Origin of the sequence: Granulicatella sp. 20925_1_28, assembly GCF_041433575.1 — a bacterium.
Taxonomy (GTDB): domain Bacteria; phylum Bacillota; class Bacilli; order Lactobacillales; family Aerococcaceae; genus Granulicatella.
The window spans coordinates 1-18083 of the sequence record NZ_JAPWBS010000021.1; the positions used below are offsets into that span (position 1 = coordinate 1).

Annotated in this window: 20 protein-coding genes, 1 tRNA gene and 1 riboswitch; of the genes, 1 reads left to right on the plus strand and 20 read right to left on the minus strand. The window is 39.0% G+C overall.

The annotated features are described in order from the left end of the window. Positions 1-409 precede the first annotated feature (409 nt). Positions 410-482 (plus strand) — tRNA-Thr (locus O3793_RS08450). A 400-nt stretch (positions 483-882) separates the two neighbouring features. On the opposite strand, the gene O3793_RS08455 is transcribed toward O3793_RS08450, so the two are convergent. From O3793_RS08455 to O3793_RS08550, 20 genes are all read right to left on the minus strand, one after another. Beyond that, positions 883-1134, minus strand: a complete 252-nt coding sequence (locus tag O3793_RS08455) for a GlsB/YeaQ/YmgE family stress response membrane protein (RefSeq protein WP_048712548.1) — start codon at positions 1132-1134, stop codon at positions 883-885. Positions 1135-1210: 76 nt separating this feature from the next. Beyond that, entirely contained in the window at positions 1211-1420 is a 210-nt protein-coding gene (locus tag O3793_RS08460) for a CsbD family protein (protein ID WP_371446837.1), read from the minus strand. Positions 1421-1596: 176 nt separating this feature from the next. Further along, positions 1597-2469 carry a diacylglycerol kinase family protein gene (locus O3793_RS08465; protein WP_371446839.1) on the minus strand — a complete coding sequence of 291 codons (873 nt, stop codon included), beginning with the start codon at positions 2467-2469 and terminating at the stop codon, positions 1597-1599. Positions 2470-2769: 300 nt separating this feature from the next. Beyond that, positions 2770-4029, minus strand: a complete 1260-nt coding sequence (gene pepT, locus O3793_RS08470; protein ID WP_371446841.1) for a peptidase T — start codon at positions 4027-4029, stop codon at positions 2770-2772. Continuing rightward, a complete protein-coding gene (gene nusG / locus O3793_RS08475) occupies positions 4016-4561 on the minus strand; it encodes a transcription termination/antitermination protein NusG (RefSeq protein ID WP_048711630.1) in 546 nt (181 codons plus the stop codon). Before nusG ends, pepT begins: the two co-directional genes overlap by 14 nt. Before the next feature lie 108 nt (positions 4562-4669). Next, positions 4670-4840, minus strand: a complete 171-nt coding sequence (gene secE / locus O3793_RS08480; RefSeq protein ID WP_048711632.1) for a preprotein translocase subunit SecE — start codon at positions 4838-4840, stop codon at positions 4670-4672. A gap of 19 nt (positions 4841-4859) precedes the next feature. Continuing rightward, positions 4860-5012, minus strand: a complete 153-nt coding sequence (rpmG, locus tag O3793_RS08485) for a 50S ribosomal protein L33 (protein WP_005606057.1) — start codon at positions 5010-5012, stop codon at positions 4860-4862. 145 nt (positions 5013-5157) lie between these two features. Continuing rightward, positions 5158-6462: a peptidoglycan bridge formation glycyltransferase FemA/FemB family protein gene (locus O3793_RS08490; protein WP_371446845.1), complete on the minus strand. Its 1305-nt coding sequence runs from the start codon at positions 6460-6462 to the stop codon at positions 5158-5160. 184 nt (positions 6463-6646) lie between these two features. Then, positions 6647-7978 carry a type I glutamate--ammonia ligase gene (gene glnA / locus O3793_RS08495; protein ID WP_371446847.1) on the minus strand — a complete coding sequence of 444 codons (1332 nt, stop codon included), beginning with the start codon at positions 7976-7978 and terminating at the stop codon, positions 6647-6649. A 10-nt stretch (positions 7979-7988) separates the two neighbouring features. Then, entirely contained in the window at positions 7989-8354 is a 366-nt protein-coding gene (locus tag O3793_RS08500) for a MerR family transcriptional regulator (RefSeq protein WP_371446849.1), read from the minus strand. A gap of 536 nt (positions 8355-8890) precedes the next feature. Continuing rightward, positions 8891-10468, minus strand: coding sequence for a carbohydrate-binding domain-containing protein (locus O3793_RS08505; RefSeq protein WP_371446851.1), 1578 nt, complete (start codon positions 10466-10468; stop codon positions 8891-8893). A gap of 109 nt (positions 10469-10577) precedes the next feature. Beyond that, the gene (locus O3793_RS08510; RefSeq protein ID WP_371446853.1) at positions 10578-11039 is read right to left on the minus strand and encodes a DUF1307 domain-containing protein; all 462 of its coding nucleotides are present in this window, start codon (positions 11037-11039) and stop codon (positions 10578-10580) included. A gap of 12 nt (positions 11040-11051) precedes the next feature. After that, a complete protein-coding gene (locus tag O3793_RS08515; protein WP_371446855.1) occupies positions 11052-11984 on the minus strand; it encodes a hypothetical protein in 933 nt (310 codons plus the stop codon). Positions 11985-12146: 162 nt separating this feature from the next. Continuing rightward, positions 12147-13511 carry a hypothetical protein gene (locus O3793_RS08520; protein ID WP_371446857.1) on the minus strand — a complete coding sequence of 455 codons (1365 nt, stop codon included), beginning with the start codon at positions 13509-13511 and terminating at the stop codon, positions 12147-12149. 238 nt (positions 13512-13749) lie between these two features. Then, a complete protein-coding gene (locus O3793_RS08525) occupies positions 13750-14055 on the minus strand; it encodes an MGMT family protein (RefSeq protein WP_285251950.1) in 306 nt (101 codons plus the stop codon). Beyond that, a complete protein-coding gene (locus O3793_RS08530; protein WP_371446860.1) occupies positions 14048-15289 on the minus strand; it encodes a sensor histidine kinase in 1242 nt (413 codons plus the stop codon). The genes O3793_RS08525 and O3793_RS08530 overlap by 8 nt, the downstream gene beginning before the upstream one ends. 33 nt (positions 15290-15322) lie before the next feature. Next, positions 15323-15997, minus strand: coding sequence for a response regulator transcription factor (locus O3793_RS08535; RefSeq protein WP_371446862.1), 675 nt, complete (start codon positions 15995-15997; stop codon positions 15323-15325). A gap of 51 nt (positions 15998-16048) precedes the next feature. Next, a complete protein-coding gene (locus O3793_RS08540; RefSeq protein ID WP_048711916.1) occupies positions 16049-16486 on the minus strand; it encodes a MarR family transcriptional regulator in 438 nt (145 codons plus the stop codon). A gap of 513 nt (positions 16487-16999) precedes the next feature. After that, on the minus strand, positions 17000-17551 hold the full coding sequence (thiT, locus tag O3793_RS08545) for an energy-coupled thiamine transporter ThiT (protein WP_371446865.1): 552 nt from the start codon (positions 17549-17551) through the stop codon (positions 17000-17002). Positions 17552-17605: 54 nt separating this feature from the next. Further along, positions 17606-17701: riboswitch (TPP riboswitch) on the minus strand. 58 nt (positions 17702-17759) lie between these two features. Beyond that, the coding region (locus O3793_RS08550) for an LPXTG cell wall anchor domain-containing protein (RefSeq protein WP_371446866.1) at positions 17760-18083 on the minus strand (324 nt) is incomplete at its 5' end.

An 18083-nucleotide genomic window follows, 5' to 3' on the forward strand; every position in this document is an offset into this window, starting at 1 on the left:
CTCATTTTAATTACTGACTTATTGTATCTCTTTAAGAGATAAGAAATTGTTGTTTCTTCATCACTAAGATGAAGTCCCTACACATTTGGTTCGTCTTCTTTGTTCAGTTTTCAAAGGTCAATCGTTGTTTTGCAACAACTTCTATATCCTATCACAGGACATTTTCACTGTCAACAGATTTCATGTAACTTTTTCAAAGTTTTTTTGAAAGTGTTTTATAAGCGAATGTTCGCCCAACAGTGATATTAATTTATCATAACTGATTATCAATTTCAACCGATATGTTTTATTTTTTAAAAAGTTTTTCTATTTTATTAAAATGCTCAAGAAAGTCGGATTTCTTCTATATAAATCCATCGCGAGACCTTTACAATTTAGAATAACGCTCGTATAATTAATAGTACAAGAAGCCGAAATAGCTCAGTTGGCAGAGCAACGCACTCGTAACGCGTAGGTCGCAGGTTCGACCCCTGTTTTCGGCATATGAAAAGCACTTAAAAGTCCTATAAAATAAGACTTTTAAGTGCTTGTTTTACGTTTTTGTGCCATAATTTGTTCCATTTCCATAGATTTTCTCTTACATTGTCATATTCTGACTCTACTACTCTTAAACTCAATTATAACAACGATACACTACTGGGTAAGCTAAGCAACGTATTAGACAATGAAGAAAAGACTTTAAAGCTTATTATTATTCTACCTATAGAATTAATAGATAAACCATTCATTGCTTTTAAAAAATGGAAATGTATTAATAGAAGCATTCTAGTCTTTAAGACCAAAACTAATTGAACTCAGCTTGGAAAATCACAATGAAGAATTCGAGGATTGGAATTAAACAAACTAAAAAAGCGATAGAAATTTTCTGTCGCTTTTTGTCTTTTATTTTTTATTGAATTTGTTTAAAATCCACAACAGGATACATGCACCTACAACTGATACTATTACACTATGAAGATTTAACCCTGTAACTTCATATCCACCGAAGAAGTTAAACACTGCTCCTCCGATAAAAGCACCAACAATACCAGTAAAGATATTTGCTACCGCACCCATAGATTCATTTTTATTCATAATAATACTTGCGATCCATCCAGAGAATGCGCCAAGTACTAACCAAGATAGAATACCCATTTAATTCACTCCTTTAAATAATAAAAAGATAGCACGGCATTCAGCCGCACTATCCTCAGTAAATATAATTATACGACTATTTTTCTTCAGATTTAGAATCAAGCGCGTCTTTAGCTTTTTCAACTAATTCACTCGCAACATCTTTAACATCTGAAGCAATTTCTTTAGCTTTTCCAACAGCTTGGTCTAAAAGGCCTTCTGCTTTTGTAGAGTCGTCGTTAGTAACTTCTCCCACAACTTCCTTTGCTTTCCCCTTAACCTTATCTGTAAATCCTTTATCTGTCATAATAAATCTCCCTTTCTGTTTGGTATTTACACTTTTAATTATACATTAAAATAACTCTAAAGCAATGTATCTGCTTACAATCACAAAAAGAGCTATTTTTGTCGTTTTTGTTACGGTTAAAATCGGGTTTCCTTCACAAAGTCATCTTATATACGCACCACGAATATTTTTTATGTTTATAATGAATAAATTTCAATATGATTTCCTAATACTGTAATTTTTACTGGTAAATCATCAGATTGGTCACCATCAATATCGGATTCTAATTTAGTATCCGATGAGATTGTAATATCTTTTGCTTTAATATATTCAATATTATCATTCTCAACGATATCACCTTTTAACAAATCTGGAATTAATGATAATTTTGAAATTATAGACGCATTTTTCAAAATTAATATATTTGCATACCCATCTTTGTTTTCTTCAAATATTTTCTTGTCAGCATAATAATTAGAAAGCAAAACTAATACTTGACTAGCTTCCCCTTCGTAACTCCCATTTTCTGTTTCAATTTTAATATTGAATACCTCATCTTTAATAACGGATTTAATTGTATTTATTGCATAAGCTAATACTCCATACTTTGTTTTATCTTCTATTTCAACGTTATGAATCGCCTCTGGTAAAGAACCTACACTAAAGATATATCCAAAATAGCTCTTATTTGCTTTTCCAATATCTATCGCATTTGTTTTATTAAAATCAAGTTGGTCAATTGCCTCATCAATATCTTGACTAATTTCTAGCAATTTAGTAATTAAATTGCCAGTCCCTCCTGGAATAATCCCTAATTTAGGGATATAGTCCTTTTCAGCAATACCAGAAATTACTTCATTAACAGTTCCATCCCCACCAAAAACAATTACCGCTTCATAATTCTCCTTTGAAGCTTCTTCCGCAAAAGCAGTAGCATCTTTAGCTTTTTCAGTAATCTTCGTTTCAACATATTCAAAGTATTCGTTTGCTTTATTTTCTAATTTTTCTTTATAATCTAACGCCTTTTCTCCTCCAGAAGTTGGATTAATAATTAGCATTGCTTTTTTCATAAAAGTTATCTCCTTATAATCATTCTCAATTTTACTAATCTAGAAATAGATATATTATTTTTGAGACGTTTAGGCTATTATAGCATAGGTATTAAATCGTATTATTATCGCACAACTTATTATTGATAATGACTTTTGTTCCATATTACTTTTTACCAAAGAAAAGCTTTATTAAGAAAAGCCTATTATATCGAGGATTTCTCAATATGCTTTTTCTATTTTTATCATAAAAATCCCTGTTTTCGGTATACTTATTATCTTTTCTTCTTTCTTATATATATAGAAAAAAACGGTTGAGGATTACTCAACCGTTTTTCTTTGGACTAATTCAATAATTTTTAATACAACGTCGCTGGCTTTTTGCATGCTTTCGAGAGTTACGAATTCGTATTGCCCATGAAGGTTTTCTGCTCCAGTAAATAAGTTTGGAGTTGGAATTCCTTTATAGGTAATAATACATCCATCTGTTCCCCCACGGAATGGTTGAATGTCTGGCGTGATGCCACATTCTTTATAAGCCTCAATCGCTACTTCAACCGAAGTCATATCGTCTTTTAAGATTTCGTACATATTATAGTACTCATCGTAAATCGTGCATTCGATACGAGGCACATCATACGTTGCATTTTGCGCATCGACGATTTGTTGGAACTGCGCTTTTCTCTCTTCGAATTTCTCCATTGAGTGATCGCGAATAATATATTCCAATTCAACCTTACCGATGTCGCCTGATTGTTTCGATAACATAAAGTAGCCTTCGTACCCACTCGTACGTTCAGGCACTTCGGCTTCTGGCATGCGTGCAAATAGTTTTGCCGCTTCTGCCAAAGCATTCACCATCACATCTTTAGCTTGCCCTGGGTGAACACTTGTCCCATGAATCGTCACCACTGCACGAGCCGCATTGAACGTTTCATATTCTAACTTCCCTACGACTCCACTATCTAAAGTGTAGGCAAATTTTGCAGGCATACGCTCCGCTTTGAAACGGTGAGCGCCTTTCCCGATTTCTTCGTCCGGACCAAACGCTAACCAAATATCGCCATGCGGAATTTCTGGATGCGCCATTAAATACAAGCACGCTTCTAATACCGAAACCAGACCCGCCTTATCGTCGGCACCTAGCAATGTCGTTCCATCAGTTGTAATTAACGTTTCGCCAATATAGTTTTTCAAACTTGGAAACTCGCTGACCGTCATTACTAAATTCTTTTCGGCATTAAGCAGCACATCTTCTCCGTTATAATTCTCGTGAATTTGTGGATTGATGTTTTCCGCATTGAAATCTGCTGTGTCGACGTGAGCGATAAATCCAATCGCAGGCGCTGTACTTCCTTCTTCCAAGTTACTTGGGAGGAGCGCCACTAAGTAGCTGTCCTCTGGATCAAGTTCTACTTTTGTAAAGCCGTACTCCACTAACTCATCGCGAAGCATTTCTAAAAATTCCCATTGACTCTTTGTCGTAGGAATCGTTGCTGATTTTAAATCACTACGCGTATTGATTTTCGCATATCGAATAAATCGTTCTAACATTGTAGGATACATGTTAATAAGAGTCATCTTCTTTCACTTGGTGGAACTCTAAGTCTGCAATTGTTTCACGACCGAACATTTCAATCGCAACTTTAATTTTTTGTTTTTCGTGGTCAAGTTCTACTACTTTACCGCTCATATCATTGAAGGCACCTTCTGTAATGATTACGTAGTCTCCAACAGATACGTGTAAATCAACTGGAGCATGAACTTTTTCACCGATACGTCCTAAGATAGCTTCTACTTCTTCTGGTAATAATGGAGATGGTTTTGAACCAGCACCGTGTGAACCAACGAATCCAGTTACGCCTGGAGTGTTACGAACAACGTACCATGCTTGGTCTGACATGACCATTTCAACTAATACATAACCAGGGAAAGTTTTTTCTACAGTTGTTTTTGTTTTACCGTCTTTTACTTCTACTTCCTCTTCTTCAGGTGAAATCACGCGGAAGATATTTTCTTCCATACCCATGCTTTGGATACGTGATAATAGATTTGATTTAACTTTGTTTTCATAACCTGAATAAGTGTGCAATACATACCATTCTTTTTCCATTGATACTCCTCCTTGAGTGTTGACAACATTTTTCCATACAAAAAAACCTTCATAGGCGAAGGTTTTTTCAACTGCTCTTAGTATATCACTAATCACTTTAAAGTACTATTATTTTAAAAGGAATGTAATGAGTTGATGCACTCCATAGTCCACTACTGCAAAGAAGCATAGTGCAGCAAGCACTGTCATAATTACTGTAATTGTATATTTGTTTACTTCTTTACCTGTTGGCCAAGTAACTTTTTTCATCTCTTTAATCACATTTGATAAAAAACGCATTTCGAATCTCCTCTTCCTTTTATTTTGTTTCGCGATGTAGTGTTTGTTTGTTGCAATACTTGCAGAATTTTTTAATTTCTAGACGTTCTACTCGTCGATTTTGTCCAAGCGTAATCGTATAGTTTCTTGAACCACATACGCTACAAGCTAACGCCGCTTTTTTCTGAGCCATATTTTCACTACTTTCTATAAATCCATATCTACTCCATCATAAGGAAATGAACCTGCTTTGTCAAGTACACACTAAGTTCTTTCCTATATAAAACCTTCTCCTAGAAGAGATAAAAAAGGCCGGAACTCTTTCCAGCCTCTTCTTACTATTTTCTACGTCTTACTAATAATTTATTTTTCAAGCTCACGGCTTTTGGTGCCCATGTATGGAACATTTCAAACCAGAACTTCGAAATCGGCATATCAAATTCACCGATATATTCCACTAACTCTGGATCAAATGATTGCTTGAACCCGTTAATTCCTCCGTGATGTTCTTGGTCTTCAGAAACTCCGAAGAAGTCAAACGAACGAATGCCTTTTTCATCATAAAGAGCTTGCATAATCCAAGACACAAGCGCCTTGTTCGCATTCAATCCACCATCGTCAGTGATGTTCGCACCATATAAGTAGTACGCTTTATCTAAGTACGTTACGACGAACGCTCCGCTAACGACTTTTCCTTCTGGATATTGTTCTAAGTCACCTTTCACGCGTTCGATTTCTTTTTCGTATTTAGCGATATTGACTTTCAATGATTCGATTTGCTTTTGAACGTTTTCGATACGTTTTGGATTATTTAATGTTTCCAACTGTCCTGTTAACTTATCGAATTCTTTTTGCGCTGTTTCTAAGCGATTTGTCGCAAATGCTAATTGCACATTATAGTCTACTTTTGCAAAGTATAAATCCACCATGCCTTTAGGGTGAAGGTGTTGATACATCGTTGTTAAATACTCGATACTACGCGCCACGTATTGATCACGCTCAGCCGTAATTTTATTCAACTCATCATAGATTGGCATATCTTCAAGCGTTCCCTTGTAACAAACAACCCCTTGTTTCTTTGCTACGTTCACTTTATAACGTTCTTTCTTATTGAATGTTTCAACGATACCTTTCCCTTCGTCCTTCAACGGTAAAATCATTGTTAAACGTGGTTGAATTCCATCAAACCCTAAGTCCATTGGGCGTTCTACAAATCCAGCGGCTAAAATGTTTTTACGGTATTCTTCGTTATTGAATCCACCTTCAACCATTTCGAACTTGTTTGTCCATTCACGCCATTGTAATTCTGGGTCAATCTTTAATCCAAATGCATTTTTAGATTTCAAATACACTTTTAAAGTCGCAAACACAGATTTTAAATGTTCTGCATTTGTATAATCCGTTACGATTCCGCGCGGTGCATACGCTAAATATTGATTCACAACAGGTAATTTACGGTAAAGAATCATCGCAGCCGCAACAGGCTCATGATTATCGGACATGACAAGAAGTACATCTTTTGTCCACGAACCATCTGCCTTCACTTCACCCCATTCAGGCGTTTGGAAAACCGTTCTGTTGGCTTGCGTTTCCATAAAAGCATGATACTCTTCTAACGCATTCGACATCTCTTTTATATACATGTGAGCACTCTCTTTCCTTTTTCATTTCCTTACCAGTATTACATTTTCAGCAAAATATGTCAAAACTTTAACAAAGAAAAAGCTTTACGTATCAATAGAAGACGGTCTTATACAAGCTTTATCTCAAAGAATAAAATAGAACATAAAAAGAGCGCACCTTGTGAGTGCACTCTCCATTTCATTTTTAGAATAGTTTCAAGTATTGGTCTAATTCCCATTGTGATACTTGACTACGGTAAGCAGCCCATTCGAAACGTTTTGCTTCGATGAAGTTGTCTAGGATATGACTTCCTAGCGCTGATTGAACTGTTTCGTCTTGTTTCAAGTATTCAATCGCTTCGTTTAATGTTCCTGGTAAATCATCGATTCCAGCTTCCTTACGTTCGCGAGCAGACATCGCATAGATGTTGCGGTCGATAGCTTCAGGAACTTCCATTTTTTCTTTAACCCCTTCAAGACCAGCTGTTAAAATCGCAGCCATTGCTAAATATGGGTTTGCAGATGGATCCACGCTACGCAATTCGATACGAGTTGAAATACCACGAGATTCTGGAATACGGATTAGCGGTGAACGGTTACGTGCTGACCATGCAATATATACAGGTGCTTCGTATCCTGGAACTAAACGTTTGTATGAGTTTACGGTTGGGTTACATACGGCCGTTAGAGCTTTGGCATGTTTCATGACCCCAGCGATGAAGTGGCGGCAAGTATCACTTAGACGTTGGTCGCCATTTTCGTCGAAGAACGCATTCTTTCCGTCTTCATCGAATAAAGATAAGTTGAAATGCATTCCGCTACCAGCAATTCCGAATACTGGTTTTGGCATAAATGTCGCATGTAATCCATGTTTACGTGCAATGGTTTTTACAACCAATTTGAATGTTTGGATGTTGTCACAAGCCGCAACTGCATCTGAGTATTTCCAGTCGATTTCGTGTTGACCTGGCGCTACTTCGTGATGACTTGCTTCGATATCGAACCCAATCTTTTCTAATTCAAGAACGATTTCACGACGGCATTCTTCCCCAAGGTCAATTGGAGCTAAGTCAAAGTAACTACCTTGGTCGTTTCCTTCAAGCGTTGGTTCGCCGTTTTCGTCCAATTTGAATAAGAAGAACTCTGGCTCTGGTCCTAAGTTGAAGTTTGAGAAACCTAATTCTTTCATTTCGTTTAAGACACGTTTTAAGTTTGAACGAGGGTCCCCCGCAAATGGCGTTCCGTCTGGTTTGTATACATCACAGATTAAACGTGCGATTGTACCGTGTTTGCTGCTCCATGGGAAAACCACCCAAGTTGAAAGGTCTGGATATAAGTACATATCACTTTCTTCGATACGAACGAATCCTTCAATTGAAGAACCATCGAACATCATTTTGTTGGCCAACACTTTATCTAATTGCGTGATTGGCACTTCCACATTTTTAATCGTTCCTAGGATATCTGTGAAAATCAATCGTAAGTAACGAACATCTTTCTCTTCTACCTGTCTTCTAATCTCTTCATGTGTAATCATTGGTTTCCTCCTATAAGTTCCATTTTTCTCCGCCAGAGTAGCGGCTAATATGCATAATCTCGTCGTAGAAGATTCGTCGGACATCCTCATCCGTCAGCGCCTCTTTTACGCTTTCCTTCGATACGGGATTTGTATTCTTATTGAAAATCTTCTGAATGGCCATAATTGTTAACCCATCGGCCAAATAATCTTTAATTTCCAATAAGCGATCGACATCATTCAATGAATACATGCGGCGGTTCGTCTCAGAACGTTCTGGGATAACCAAGCGCTGCTCTTCATAATAGCGAATTTGTCGTGCTGATAAATCGGTCAGTTTCATGACTGTTCCGATTGGAAAGACGGCTAGTGAACGTCGTAATTCCTTTTCACCCATCTGTCTTCCTCCTTTATAGGGTTATTGTAAATAATGGTTTTATCTTTTGTCAAAACTACCCTTACCTCTTATGTTAGATAATATAACATGAAAACGGGGTGTTGTCTCAGTTAAGCTTTCGATAACTGAGATAATACCCCGTTTTTTGGTTTTGTGTGCTGTAGTTTTTGTTATTTTTTGAGAACTTTTGTTACTTAATCGACTCCTGATTGTCGTCTATTGTTTGAACGGTCTCATCGACTTTATATTATGGTAACCTCACCCCTTTCTGTCTAAATTAGTTTTAACCTCTTGAATCATCTTTATTTCATGGTGCTCCACCTCACTTATTAATGCACTCATTTCAATGTCATCATTCATCTTCATATTTTGGTGGACTCACCCTTTTCTGTCTAACTGCTGTTCGTCTTCTTAAATTTTCTTTATTCCATAGTGTTCCACCTCACTTATTAATGCACTCATTTCAATGTCATTATTCATCTTCATATTTTGGTGGACTCACCCCTTTCACGATTCCCTAGAAATTCTTATCGATTTTATCTGCCTCCTGGTCTACCGCCTTGGCCTGGTTGTCCTCCTGGACCTCCTTGACCTGGCTGTCCGCCGCCACCAGGGCCACCTTGTCCAGGTCTACCACCAGTATTAGCCGCTTGCTTAGAAGCTGTTGCAGTTGTTGAGTTTGAACCGACTTTAATCGTATATTTTTCGCCCTCTTTAATCTCTGGACTACTAATTAATACCGTCGAGAATGCCTTAGAAGCTTTTAGACTTGCGACTGTTTTACCAGAAGAGTCAACCACTTCAACGGTTGTTCCAGCCGTTCCTTGAACACTTGCCATTAGGAAAGCTTGGCTAGAGTCGCTACCAAATCCCATTGTCATTTCTCCATTATCGACAAAGAGGACTGTACCACCGTTTAGTTTTCCATTGTCGTCATAGTCAAGAGCTGCGTTCGCTCCGCTTGTTGGACCATTGACAACGACTGTTCCGCCGTTAATTTCAACGGATCCGTTGGCATCCAATCCGTCCCCTTCAGCATCAACGGTTAATGTTCCTCCGTCGATGACAATCTTCACTTCGCCTGCTTGATCCAAGTTTTTCACATTTGCGGCTTCGGCTTTTACAGTCTTCGTTTGTTGTCCTGGGCCTTGTCCTTCAGACGATTCTAACGTCCAGTCTTTTGCGTTCAATCCATCATCAGAAGATTTCACTGTGACAGTTCCACCCACTTGATGAATCAAGCGAGCCTCAAGACCTTCTTCACTCTTTTGGACGTCGATGGTTGCACCTTCGTCGATGAGCATTGTATTCGAAGCGTTGATACCATCATCTCCTGCATTTACAATGATGTTCGTATTGGTTAAGTAAATATTTCCTAACAATACATCATCTTCATTGTCTGAGTGAATACCATCTTCATCGGCTGATAAGTTCAATGTCGCGCCTGACACGTTCACGAAGTCATTGGCTGCAATCCCGTGTTTTTTCGCGGTTGTTGTAACCGTCGCATCCACGATACGAATGCCGTCTTTTGACTTAATCGCATTGCTCGCATTTCCGTTGACCGTTAATGATCCTTTACCGTTAATCGTCAAGTCGCTATCAGAGTAAATCGCCCCTTTAACCGTTGATGTTGATTCATCGGCCACTTCATTTTTCGTTCCATCGGCTACTGTTAAAATTACTTTTTTCGCCGTGTCGACCAGTAATGGAGCTTCCGTATTCTTCAAAGTCGCATTTTTGAAGACGATTTGTACTTCATCTTCCTTGCCTGCTGCAACTTTCAATTGAACTTTTGAAGCCGTTCCTTCGACGATATACGTTCCAGCTTTTGTAATTTCTACCGTACTTCCATTGACCGTTACGCCATCCCCTGAAATAGTAGCTGTCGTTCCTTGAAGCGAAATTTTCGAAGCCTTACTTTCGTCGTAAGTCGCTGTTAAGTCGCTTGCTTCAAAATAAGAAGCCGTCTGCGTAGTTGAAGTTGTAGATGTCTTTGTTGTTGTTTGAGTGTTTGCGTCGGCTTGGCTTAATACACTTTGCGATCCGCAAGCAGCCAGCCCTAGAGAGATAAATAATGTTGTCGTCAATAACCATTGTCTTTTCTTTTCCATCTCGTTCTCCTCGATTCCTTTTCTTGATGGTTTTAGTATACGAAGCGAACTTAAAATGAACTTAAAACAAAAAAACAACCCATGGATAATTTATCCATGAGTCATTTCGTTATTTCGTTTGTTCTGTCATTCCGCGTTTTAGTGCAACTTCTTTACTCTTAGAGAATGATACGTGATCTCCGTCTTCTGTTAAGAAACCACTTTGAAGAAGGCCTGCAAAGAATAAATTGTTACTTTCTTTCAGTTTTGACAACGTATATTTCGTTAAGTCAACTTCAACCGATGAGATGAGTTTGCCATCTTTTTCAGTAATTGAAGTCACAACCCCATTTAACCCTTTCATCGATTCAAAGAGTTTTTCGTTATCCTTACGAGCCTCAGTGTGTTCAGTAGGTTCATTCGTTTCGATCTTAATCTTTGTCACGGTGTCAGTCTTTTTATCATACGTATAAACTAAAGTTACGTCCGTATCACCTGATTTTTGAGTGAAAGTCGCAGTCTCTTGTGAGCTACAACCTACTAATAGAAATAGGAAGCTAATCCCTAAAATGATTTGAAAGAATTTTTTCATTGATTTCCTCGCTTATTGAGCTTTCTTTTGGAATAATTTTTGGTAGTAGAAGTACACTGTTGCTGCTGATGCTGCAAATGCTACTAAGTAGAAGAAGATTGCAATTTTTGATCCTGTTTGTAATCCATCTACGAAAGATTGTGCAGTGCGGCTCGCTGCCGATGGGTTTGTAAATGCTTCAGAAAGAAATGCATTTACTGCTGAATTTGATTTTCCACTGAAGAAATCAGATAATTTTCCAAGAGCATCTAAGAATCCGCCACCTAAGATGTTTCCTAAGAAGACAGATACTACCATTGCTAATGAAGCTACATTCACGTTAGTCCATAAGTTTTTACTTGCTTTATGAGCTTGGTATAAGAAATATCCAGTAAATACGGCACCTACTAATGCAAAGAAGAATGATAAACCAAAGTATAAACTTAAGTTCTGCACTTTATTAGAAAGGTCCCTATACGCTGCTTGTAAACTTGTAATATTCATTCCGCCGTTTGAACCAAACGCAAAACTTAGTCCGTTTAACAATACTAACAGTGTGAAGATTGCAAGCGCGATCGATACACCGAAGAAGATTTTTTCGAATAAATAATTTTTATTATAGCTTTCAACTTTATCAACAGCTTTTTCTGTTGCTTCATTAATTTTTGCTTTGTTTTCTTCAGTGAATACTTTGCTTGCTGCTTCTCCGATTTTTTCTTTTGCAACACCAGCAACTTCTTTTGCTTTTTCAGCAGCCTCTTCTGCTTTTTCTTTTACGTCTTCAACAACTTCTTTGAAGTCGCCATCTGCTTCAGGAGCTTTTGCTTCTTTCGCTTCTTCAACAACTGTTTCCGCTACTTCTTTTACTTCTTCAGCTGTTTCTTTTGCTGCTTCAACCACTTCGTCTTTTACTTCTGTAGCTTTTTCAGCAACTGATTCAAGATTTTTGTTCTCGTTTTGATCCATTGTGACACCTCATTTTTTATTTTATTTCTTTTAGTCAGTTTATCACAATCACGCGTTTTCTTCTAGTTTTCAACAATTGAAAATAGAAAATTATATGAACTTTTCCCTTAAGGAAATAAAAATAAGAGCTAGACTTTTCGCCTAGCTCCTGTAAGTTAAGTTTTATTTTAGGACCGTACCATCCGCTAATGTGATTGTATATCCGTTAAAGTTGATTGAACCTTCGTTTTCTAATGATGTGATTGTGACATTCCCGGTCAATGTCCATGTCGCCCCCTCTTCTACTGTGATTACTGCGTTATTGTCCACGGCAGTCCCTCCTTCGGCATTTTTTACGATATTGATGGTCCCTGTAAAGTTTGTTCCTTTGCCCATTGTAAAGTTCAATGTAGATACGGTATCCACCTCAATCGCTCCAGTTAATGTTTGGTTCGTCGTTGTTAAATCAACTTGACCACCATTGCCACCGGCTGTACCCCAGCCACGTGTTGCATCATTTCCTAAGATAGCTAATAATCTGCCAGATGAATCTTGATTTGTGATCGTTACGTCTTCTAAAGTGATGACACTGTGTGTGTTTGTTACGTAGATTTGGTCTCCGTTACGTCCTGTTAAAGTGCCACCTTTCATTGTGAAAGTAGAGGTTCCACTCTCAGCATCTCCTGACATTGATTGGTAAATCATCACGTTGTGCACGTTATTGTCTGAAGAGCTACCCTCTGTTGAACTCATATTCCCTGTTACGTTGGTATTTTCTAATGTGATAGAGTTTTGACCCTCGATTACAAGTGCTTCTGAGTTTTCAGCGTTCAATGTTGCATTTTTAACAGTGATATTCGCTGTAGAGTAAACTGCTGGTGAGTTGTATCCTGTTGAAGTATACGTTCCTTTGTCGACGACTACCGTACCACCACCACGGTCTGTACGAATCGCTGCTGATGAATTTCCTGCGGTGTTCACCGTCAAGTTAGTTGCGTTCATCGCAGCGCCACCTGTCGTTTGGATACCACCTGAGTTATCTTTTGTTGTTGTGATTGTTGTGTCTGATACATTGACGGTCGTTCCTGAGCCGTAACTGAACACCCCGTTCCCGTTCTGTGCAGTTGTATTGACGGTTGAGTTTGTGAGTGTTACCGTTGCTCCATCGGTTGCTAAGAATCCTGCGTTCATTCCGTAGAAGTCTCCATTTTCTGTATTCGATGTCGCTCCGGCTGTTTTGTTAATCGTTACTCCGTCTAACGTGACAGTTGCTCCTGTTACACGGAGTGCATTTTCGTCATCTCCGGTAGATTCATACGTTTCTCCTGTTACTGTTGCATCTGTTGTTAAATTCGTTGCTGCCTCACCTTGTGTCACTTGGTCGCTCCCGCCAAACCCTTCTCCTCCAGGTTTAGCTGGGGGACTCTGTTGAGCTTGGACTTGAGAAGTCGCCTCAGCTTGTGTTTGTGTTTGTGTGTTTTGGCATGCAACTAAGGTTGTTGCAATAGTAATCGTGGATAATAGAACAATCATTCTGTTTCTTTTCATCTTGGTCCCCCTCGCTTCCTATCAACTATTTGTTGATGGTTTTATCATAACGGGCTTACTTAAAATGAACTTAAAACAAAAAAGTTTTTAGAAAAAATTTTTTAAAACCGAAAATTATCATATATGATAATTACCATATATGATAATCTCGCATGAAAAAAGACGCTGGAATTATTTTCCAACGCCTTTGATTTTTTTCTATTTTAAAACAAAAGCCCAATCTTTATTGTAGATTGGGCTAATCCTCTTCCGGATTCCATTGATATTTTTTGAGCGATACATTTGTCGGGCTTTTAAGGATGATTCTTTCTGCTTCTAATAATTCTTTTTGTTCAAACCATCCTGGAACCAGTCTTCCACTTGCATTAACGACTCTGTGGCAAGGGTAGTCGCCATAGATTTCTACCTGACTTAAAATCTTTCCAACTAATCTTGCATTTTTCGGACGACCTATGAGACTAGCAATCTGTCCATAGGTAGCAACTTTTCCGCTTGGAATTTCACCAACCACTTCTAAAACTTCATAGATAAGTCGATCATCCATTTTTCTCACCCTCAATGACAAAGCGAATTTGAGTTTCACTCGTGAGTTCTGCTGTCAACTGTACATCGTTCGTTTCGGCAATCTTCTGCGCGATAGAAAGCCCTAGTCCACTACCGCCTGTCGTACGATTTCTCGAACTGTCTACGCGGTAGAAGCGATCGAAAATCTGACTGACCTGTTCCTTCGTCATTGGTTCTGTTTCATTTTCAATGGCTAATTGATTTCTTTTCGCCTCAACGGTAATCACCGGTTCACCGACCGTATACTTCATCGCGTTATCGAGCAAGATACGAATCAACTCCGTCATCGCACTCTTATTCGTTGTGATAATCGTTTGTGCCTCGCCAGTAAATTCTACCTGAAGTTCTTTTTCGTTTAAGACTGGTAAAATCTCTTCAACGATTGCTTTCGTAACGGCTACTAAATCGACTTCTTCTTTTGTCGCAGCCGCTTCTCCTTCGTCGTATCTTGAAAGAATTAACATCTGCTCTACAAGAGAGTTCAGACGCTTAATTTGGCGTTTGTTACTATCGACAAATTTAGCTTCTGTACCCATCATTGCGAGTAAATCCGTATTGGCTGAAAGGACCGCTAACGGTGTCTTAATCTCATGACTGGCATTGGCGATAAATTGTTGCTGACGCTCCACGTTTTCCACAAACGGACGAATTGCACGGTTAGATGCAAGACGAACGAGTACATACACCACTGCTAAGCAGAGAATAAAGACTGCTCCCGTTACCATCATTAATCTCGATATTTGTTGCGTTTCCTTGTTGGCATCTACAAGGACAACCATTGTTCCGGCATCCGTCTTAGCCACTTGATAGCGAAGACTTCCTTCCCATCCTTGAGAAGCAGTTCCTTGTGCGACACGTAGCCCTAACTCTTTTAACGCCGTCTCATCCAGCGATACTAAATGCGATTGATCGACAGATTGAACCGCGTTATTCGCGACTCTTACGACTGCATAACGCGTTGCCATCTGATCATCTTTACGAAACTCCATTCCTTTTGGCATCCCGTGTTCAGGATGTTCTTTAGGGGCCATCCCTCCCTCAGGTGCATCAGGAAAAGTTCCATCATTATTGACAAGCATTGTTACAAGTCGGTCTACTTGATTGACAGTTTGACGATAGTTCACTACGTTTACCGCCACAAGGACAACCAGCAGCACTGCCGTAAACGACAGCATCGCACTTTTCACAAAGCTTTTTTGAAGTTGTTTAAACATGCAAACTCCTCTTCTTTTCTAAAATCATCGGTTTTACGCTTCGACCATCAATTGATAGCCCAAGCCACGTGCAGATTTAATCGTCACGTTCGCATCGATGCTTGCTAATTTCTTACGTAGAGATGAAATATTCACCCACACCACGTTAATCTCCGCATCTGAGTCGAGCCCCCAAACTTTTTCCATAATTAAATCCGTTGATAATACTTGATTGCTATTCATCATAAAGTATTCCATCAGTTGGAACTCTTTGTTATTCAGCAACACTTGTCCACTCGCTGATTCCATCGTGAACTTATCGCGGTTTAGTTCAATATTCCCGATGTTCATGACAGAAGCCACAAAGACATTCGGACGACGAAGCAATGATTTCACACGCGCTAATAATTCAGGCGCTTCGAAAGGCTTCGTTAAATAATCGTCCGCTCCTTCTTCAAGCCCTGTCACTTTATCTTCTAGCTGGCTTTTGGCCGTTAACATCAGCACTGGCGTCGTATTTCCGCCTGCACGCAATTCACGAACCACTTCGATTCCTGATTTCTTCGGCATCATGACATCCAGCAAGATTAAATCATACGGTGTTGATTCAGCATAAAATAGCGCGTCCGACCCGTCGTGAACCACCTCCACGCTATACTTTTGCATTTCTAGCATCATTTTCAGCGCTTCTGCTAAATCAATTTCATCTTCTGCTACTAAAATTCTCATAGTCGCACCTCTTCTTTTTTCTTCAGTATACATTTCGTACTTAAAATTTACCTAAATCGACTTACATGTGTTCTCAAACGAGACTAGTAGCTCACGCAATTGTTGCTTTTGGTTGCAGTCCAATCCACGTAATGTATGTTCCATCATTTGATGTTGCGCGGGAATTAAATCATCCAGCAACTTCTTCCCTTTTTCTGTTAATGAAATATGTTTTGTCTTCCAATCTTTTTCAATCGAAATCAATTCTAATTTTTCTAAATGACGAATGCAGTGCGTAATATTCCCCTGCGTCAAATTCAACGTTTGCGCAATCGTCTTTTGATCCATCGTTTGATTTCTGAAAATTAGATGTAACACTTCAAAATGAGTCGGATTCAACCCCACTTCTTTTAATGACATCGAAAAAGTTTTCAAGTTCTCATTGTAGATTTTCATAATCATCATCCAAATCTCATGAGACACATTCATTTTTTCGCATTCTGTAACCATACCAACACCTCTTTCACCGTTTACTTTACTATTGAAATGACCTCCTGTCAAACGCTCTCTCCGTCCCCGCACCCTCTTTTTTCCACTCTTAGCTCCTAGAGAAATTGGTTTAACCAAAACCAGGTCCTTTTACTGAAAAAGAGTAAGAAAAACGAGTGCCTTCACCAGAGCCCCGTGAAAAGCAGACACCTCTTGTTCCTCCATCATCATATTAAAAGGTTTAACCGAAACCAGGTCCTTTTACTGCAAAAGAGTAAGATAAACGAGTGGCTTCAAATTCTATAGTAGTCATTGTAGCGGTTGTAATCGATGTGAATTACTGACACTTGGAATTCATTCCTAGTGTCAGTTTGAAGCTCGATAGACCCGAGACCCAGGCTCAGGTCGGTACAGCACTAATGACTACTATAGAGTTATTTGAAGACACGAAGTGTCTTACTCTTTTTCTTTTTCCAGAGCACAAAAAAGAGCCCTGGTTTCAGGTTAAACCAGGACTCGGAAAGCACAATTTCCCTAGTGAGCTATCCAAATTTTTTTCTGACGAATCAGCGCCACACACGCAATCACTACCACAATGAAAGTTCCGAGTGCCGCTGTCCCGTTTACAGTAAGTGAATATAACCATGGGCTCATTCCTTCTGGTGCATATTTACCCCAGAAAATAACCCCGGCAATATAGTGGAAGAAGTAGCGAACGCCTACTCCTACAAAAGCTGCAGTACAAGCTAACGTAATCGCACTTGTATATTTCTCAGCTTTTAATGCTTTTTGGAACGGACTATATAGAAGTCCTGCAAGTCCCATCACTGCAAATGCAATGACATATTCAATGAGTACTTGTTCAACAGACAAGAATGCCACTTTACCTAACGCGAAGTGGAGTAATCCCCATAGCAAACCTGCTGCTAAACCTGGTGTCAATCCGCGACGTAGTGAAAAAATAACAAGAATAATTGCTCCCCACGACGGTGAAAACCACCCAGCAAAGTCCGGAATAAAGGACATCGCCATTGACAACGCTGCAATAATTGCAACTTCTACCCATACTAAAACATTTCTCTTCATACAAAAAGAGCCTCCTTCGTTTATTGAAAAACACAAAGAGACTCCGTCTAAAACTTCGAAATCAAATACAATTCCTACGCACGTACTAACGTAACAGGTTCAAGGGTTTGTAACAACATCTCAGCCAAAATGGCACCCCTTTGTACTTTTCACATATTTAACTGTTTCTAATATACTACTGTAGAGCATATTTAGCAAGCATTATTGACTATGCTTGTGAATTTTTCTTATTGACAATGACTAACATTGATCCTGCTAGAAGTGCCACTACTGCTGCCCAAACTCCTACAGTTTTTGTACCTGTATTAGGAAGTTCTGGTGCTTCTGTTGTAGTTTCTACTGTTGTTGGTGCAACTGTTGTAGAAGCCGCTGTCGTTGGTGCTTCTGTTGTTGTTGTACTTGTTGTTGGAGCTTCTGTCGTTGTTGTTGACGTTGTAGACTCCGTAGTAGTTGTTGTAGTTGTTGGCGCAACGGTAGTAGTCGTCGTTGTTGTTGTAGACTCAGTTGTCACCGCAGTTGTTGTTGGCTCCTC

Excerpts from the sequence above, each read along its gene's own strand:
- O3793_RS08465 (WP_371446839.1), bottom strand. The coding sequence starts at position 2,469 with ATGAAAAAAGCAATGCTAATTATTAATCCAACTTCTGGAGGAGAAAAG.
- O3793_RS08500 (WP_371446849.1), bottom strand. The coding sequence starts at position 8,354 with ATGGGTGAAAAGGAATTACGACGTTCACTAGCCGTCTTTCCAATCGGA.
- O3793_RS08535 (WP_371446862.1), bottom strand. The coding sequence starts at position 15,997 with ATGAGAATTTTAGTAGCAGAAGATGAAATTGATTTAGCAGAAGCGCTG.
- pepT (WP_371446841.1), bottom strand. The coding sequence starts at position 4,029 with ATGACTCTTATTAACATGTATCCTACAATGTTAGAACGATTTATTCGA.
- glnA (WP_371446847.1), bottom strand. The coding sequence starts at position 7,978 with ATGATTACACATGAAGAGATTAGAAGACAGGTAGAAGAGAAAGATGTT.
- O3793_RS08455 (WP_048712548.1), bottom strand. The coding sequence starts at position 1,134 with ATGGGTATTCTATCTTGGTTAGTACTTGGCGCATTCTCTGGATGGATC.
- rpmG (WP_005606057.1), bottom strand. The coding sequence starts at position 5,012 with ATGGCTCAGAAAAAAGCGGCGTTAGCTTGTAGCGTATGTGGTTCAAGA.
- O3793_RS08520 (WP_371446857.1), bottom strand. The coding sequence starts at position 13,511 with ATGAAAAGAAACAGAATGATTGTTCTATTATCCACGATTACTATTGCA.
- O3793_RS08530 (WP_371446860.1), bottom strand. The coding sequence starts at position 15,289 with ATGTTTAAACAACTTCAAAAAAGCTTTGTGAAAAGTGCGATGCTGTCG.
- secE (WP_048711632.1), bottom strand. The coding sequence starts at position 4,840 with ATGCGTTTTTTATCAAATGTGATTAAAGAGATGAAAAAAGTTACTTGG.
- O3793_RS08525 (WP_285251950.1), bottom strand. The coding sequence starts at position 14,055 with ATGGATGATCGACTTATCTATGAAGTTTTAGAAGTGGTTGGTGAAATT.
- O3793_RS08510 (WP_371446853.1), bottom strand. The coding sequence starts at position 11,039 with ATGAAAAAATTCTTTCAAATCATTTTAGGGATTAGCTTCCTATTTCTA.
- nusG (WP_048711630.1), bottom strand. The coding sequence starts at position 4,561 with ATGGAAAAAGAATGGTATGTATTGCACACTTATTCAGGTTATGAAAAC.
- O3793_RS08515 (WP_371446855.1), bottom strand. The coding sequence starts at position 11,984 with ATGGATCAAAACGAGAACAAAAATCTTGAATCAGTTGCTGAAAAAGCT.
- thiT (WP_371446865.1), bottom strand. The coding sequence starts at position 17,551 with ATGAAGAGAAATGTTTTAGTATGGGTAGAAGTTGCAATTATTGCAGCG.
- O3793_RS08540 (WP_048711916.1), bottom strand. The coding sequence starts at position 16,486 with ATGGTTACAGAATGCGAAAAAATGAATGTGTCTCATGAGATTTGGATG.
- O3793_RS08490 (WP_371446845.1), bottom strand. The coding sequence starts at position 6,462 with ATGTATATAAAAGAGATGTCGAATGCGTTAGAAGAGTATCATGCTTTT.
- O3793_RS08505 (WP_371446851.1), bottom strand. The coding sequence starts at position 10,468 with ATGGAAAAGAAAAGACAATGGTTATTGACGACAACATTATTTATCTCT.
- O3793_RS08460 (WP_371446837.1), bottom strand. The coding sequence starts at position 1,420 with ATGACAGATAAAGGATTTACAGATAAGGTTAAGGGGAAAGCAAAGGAA.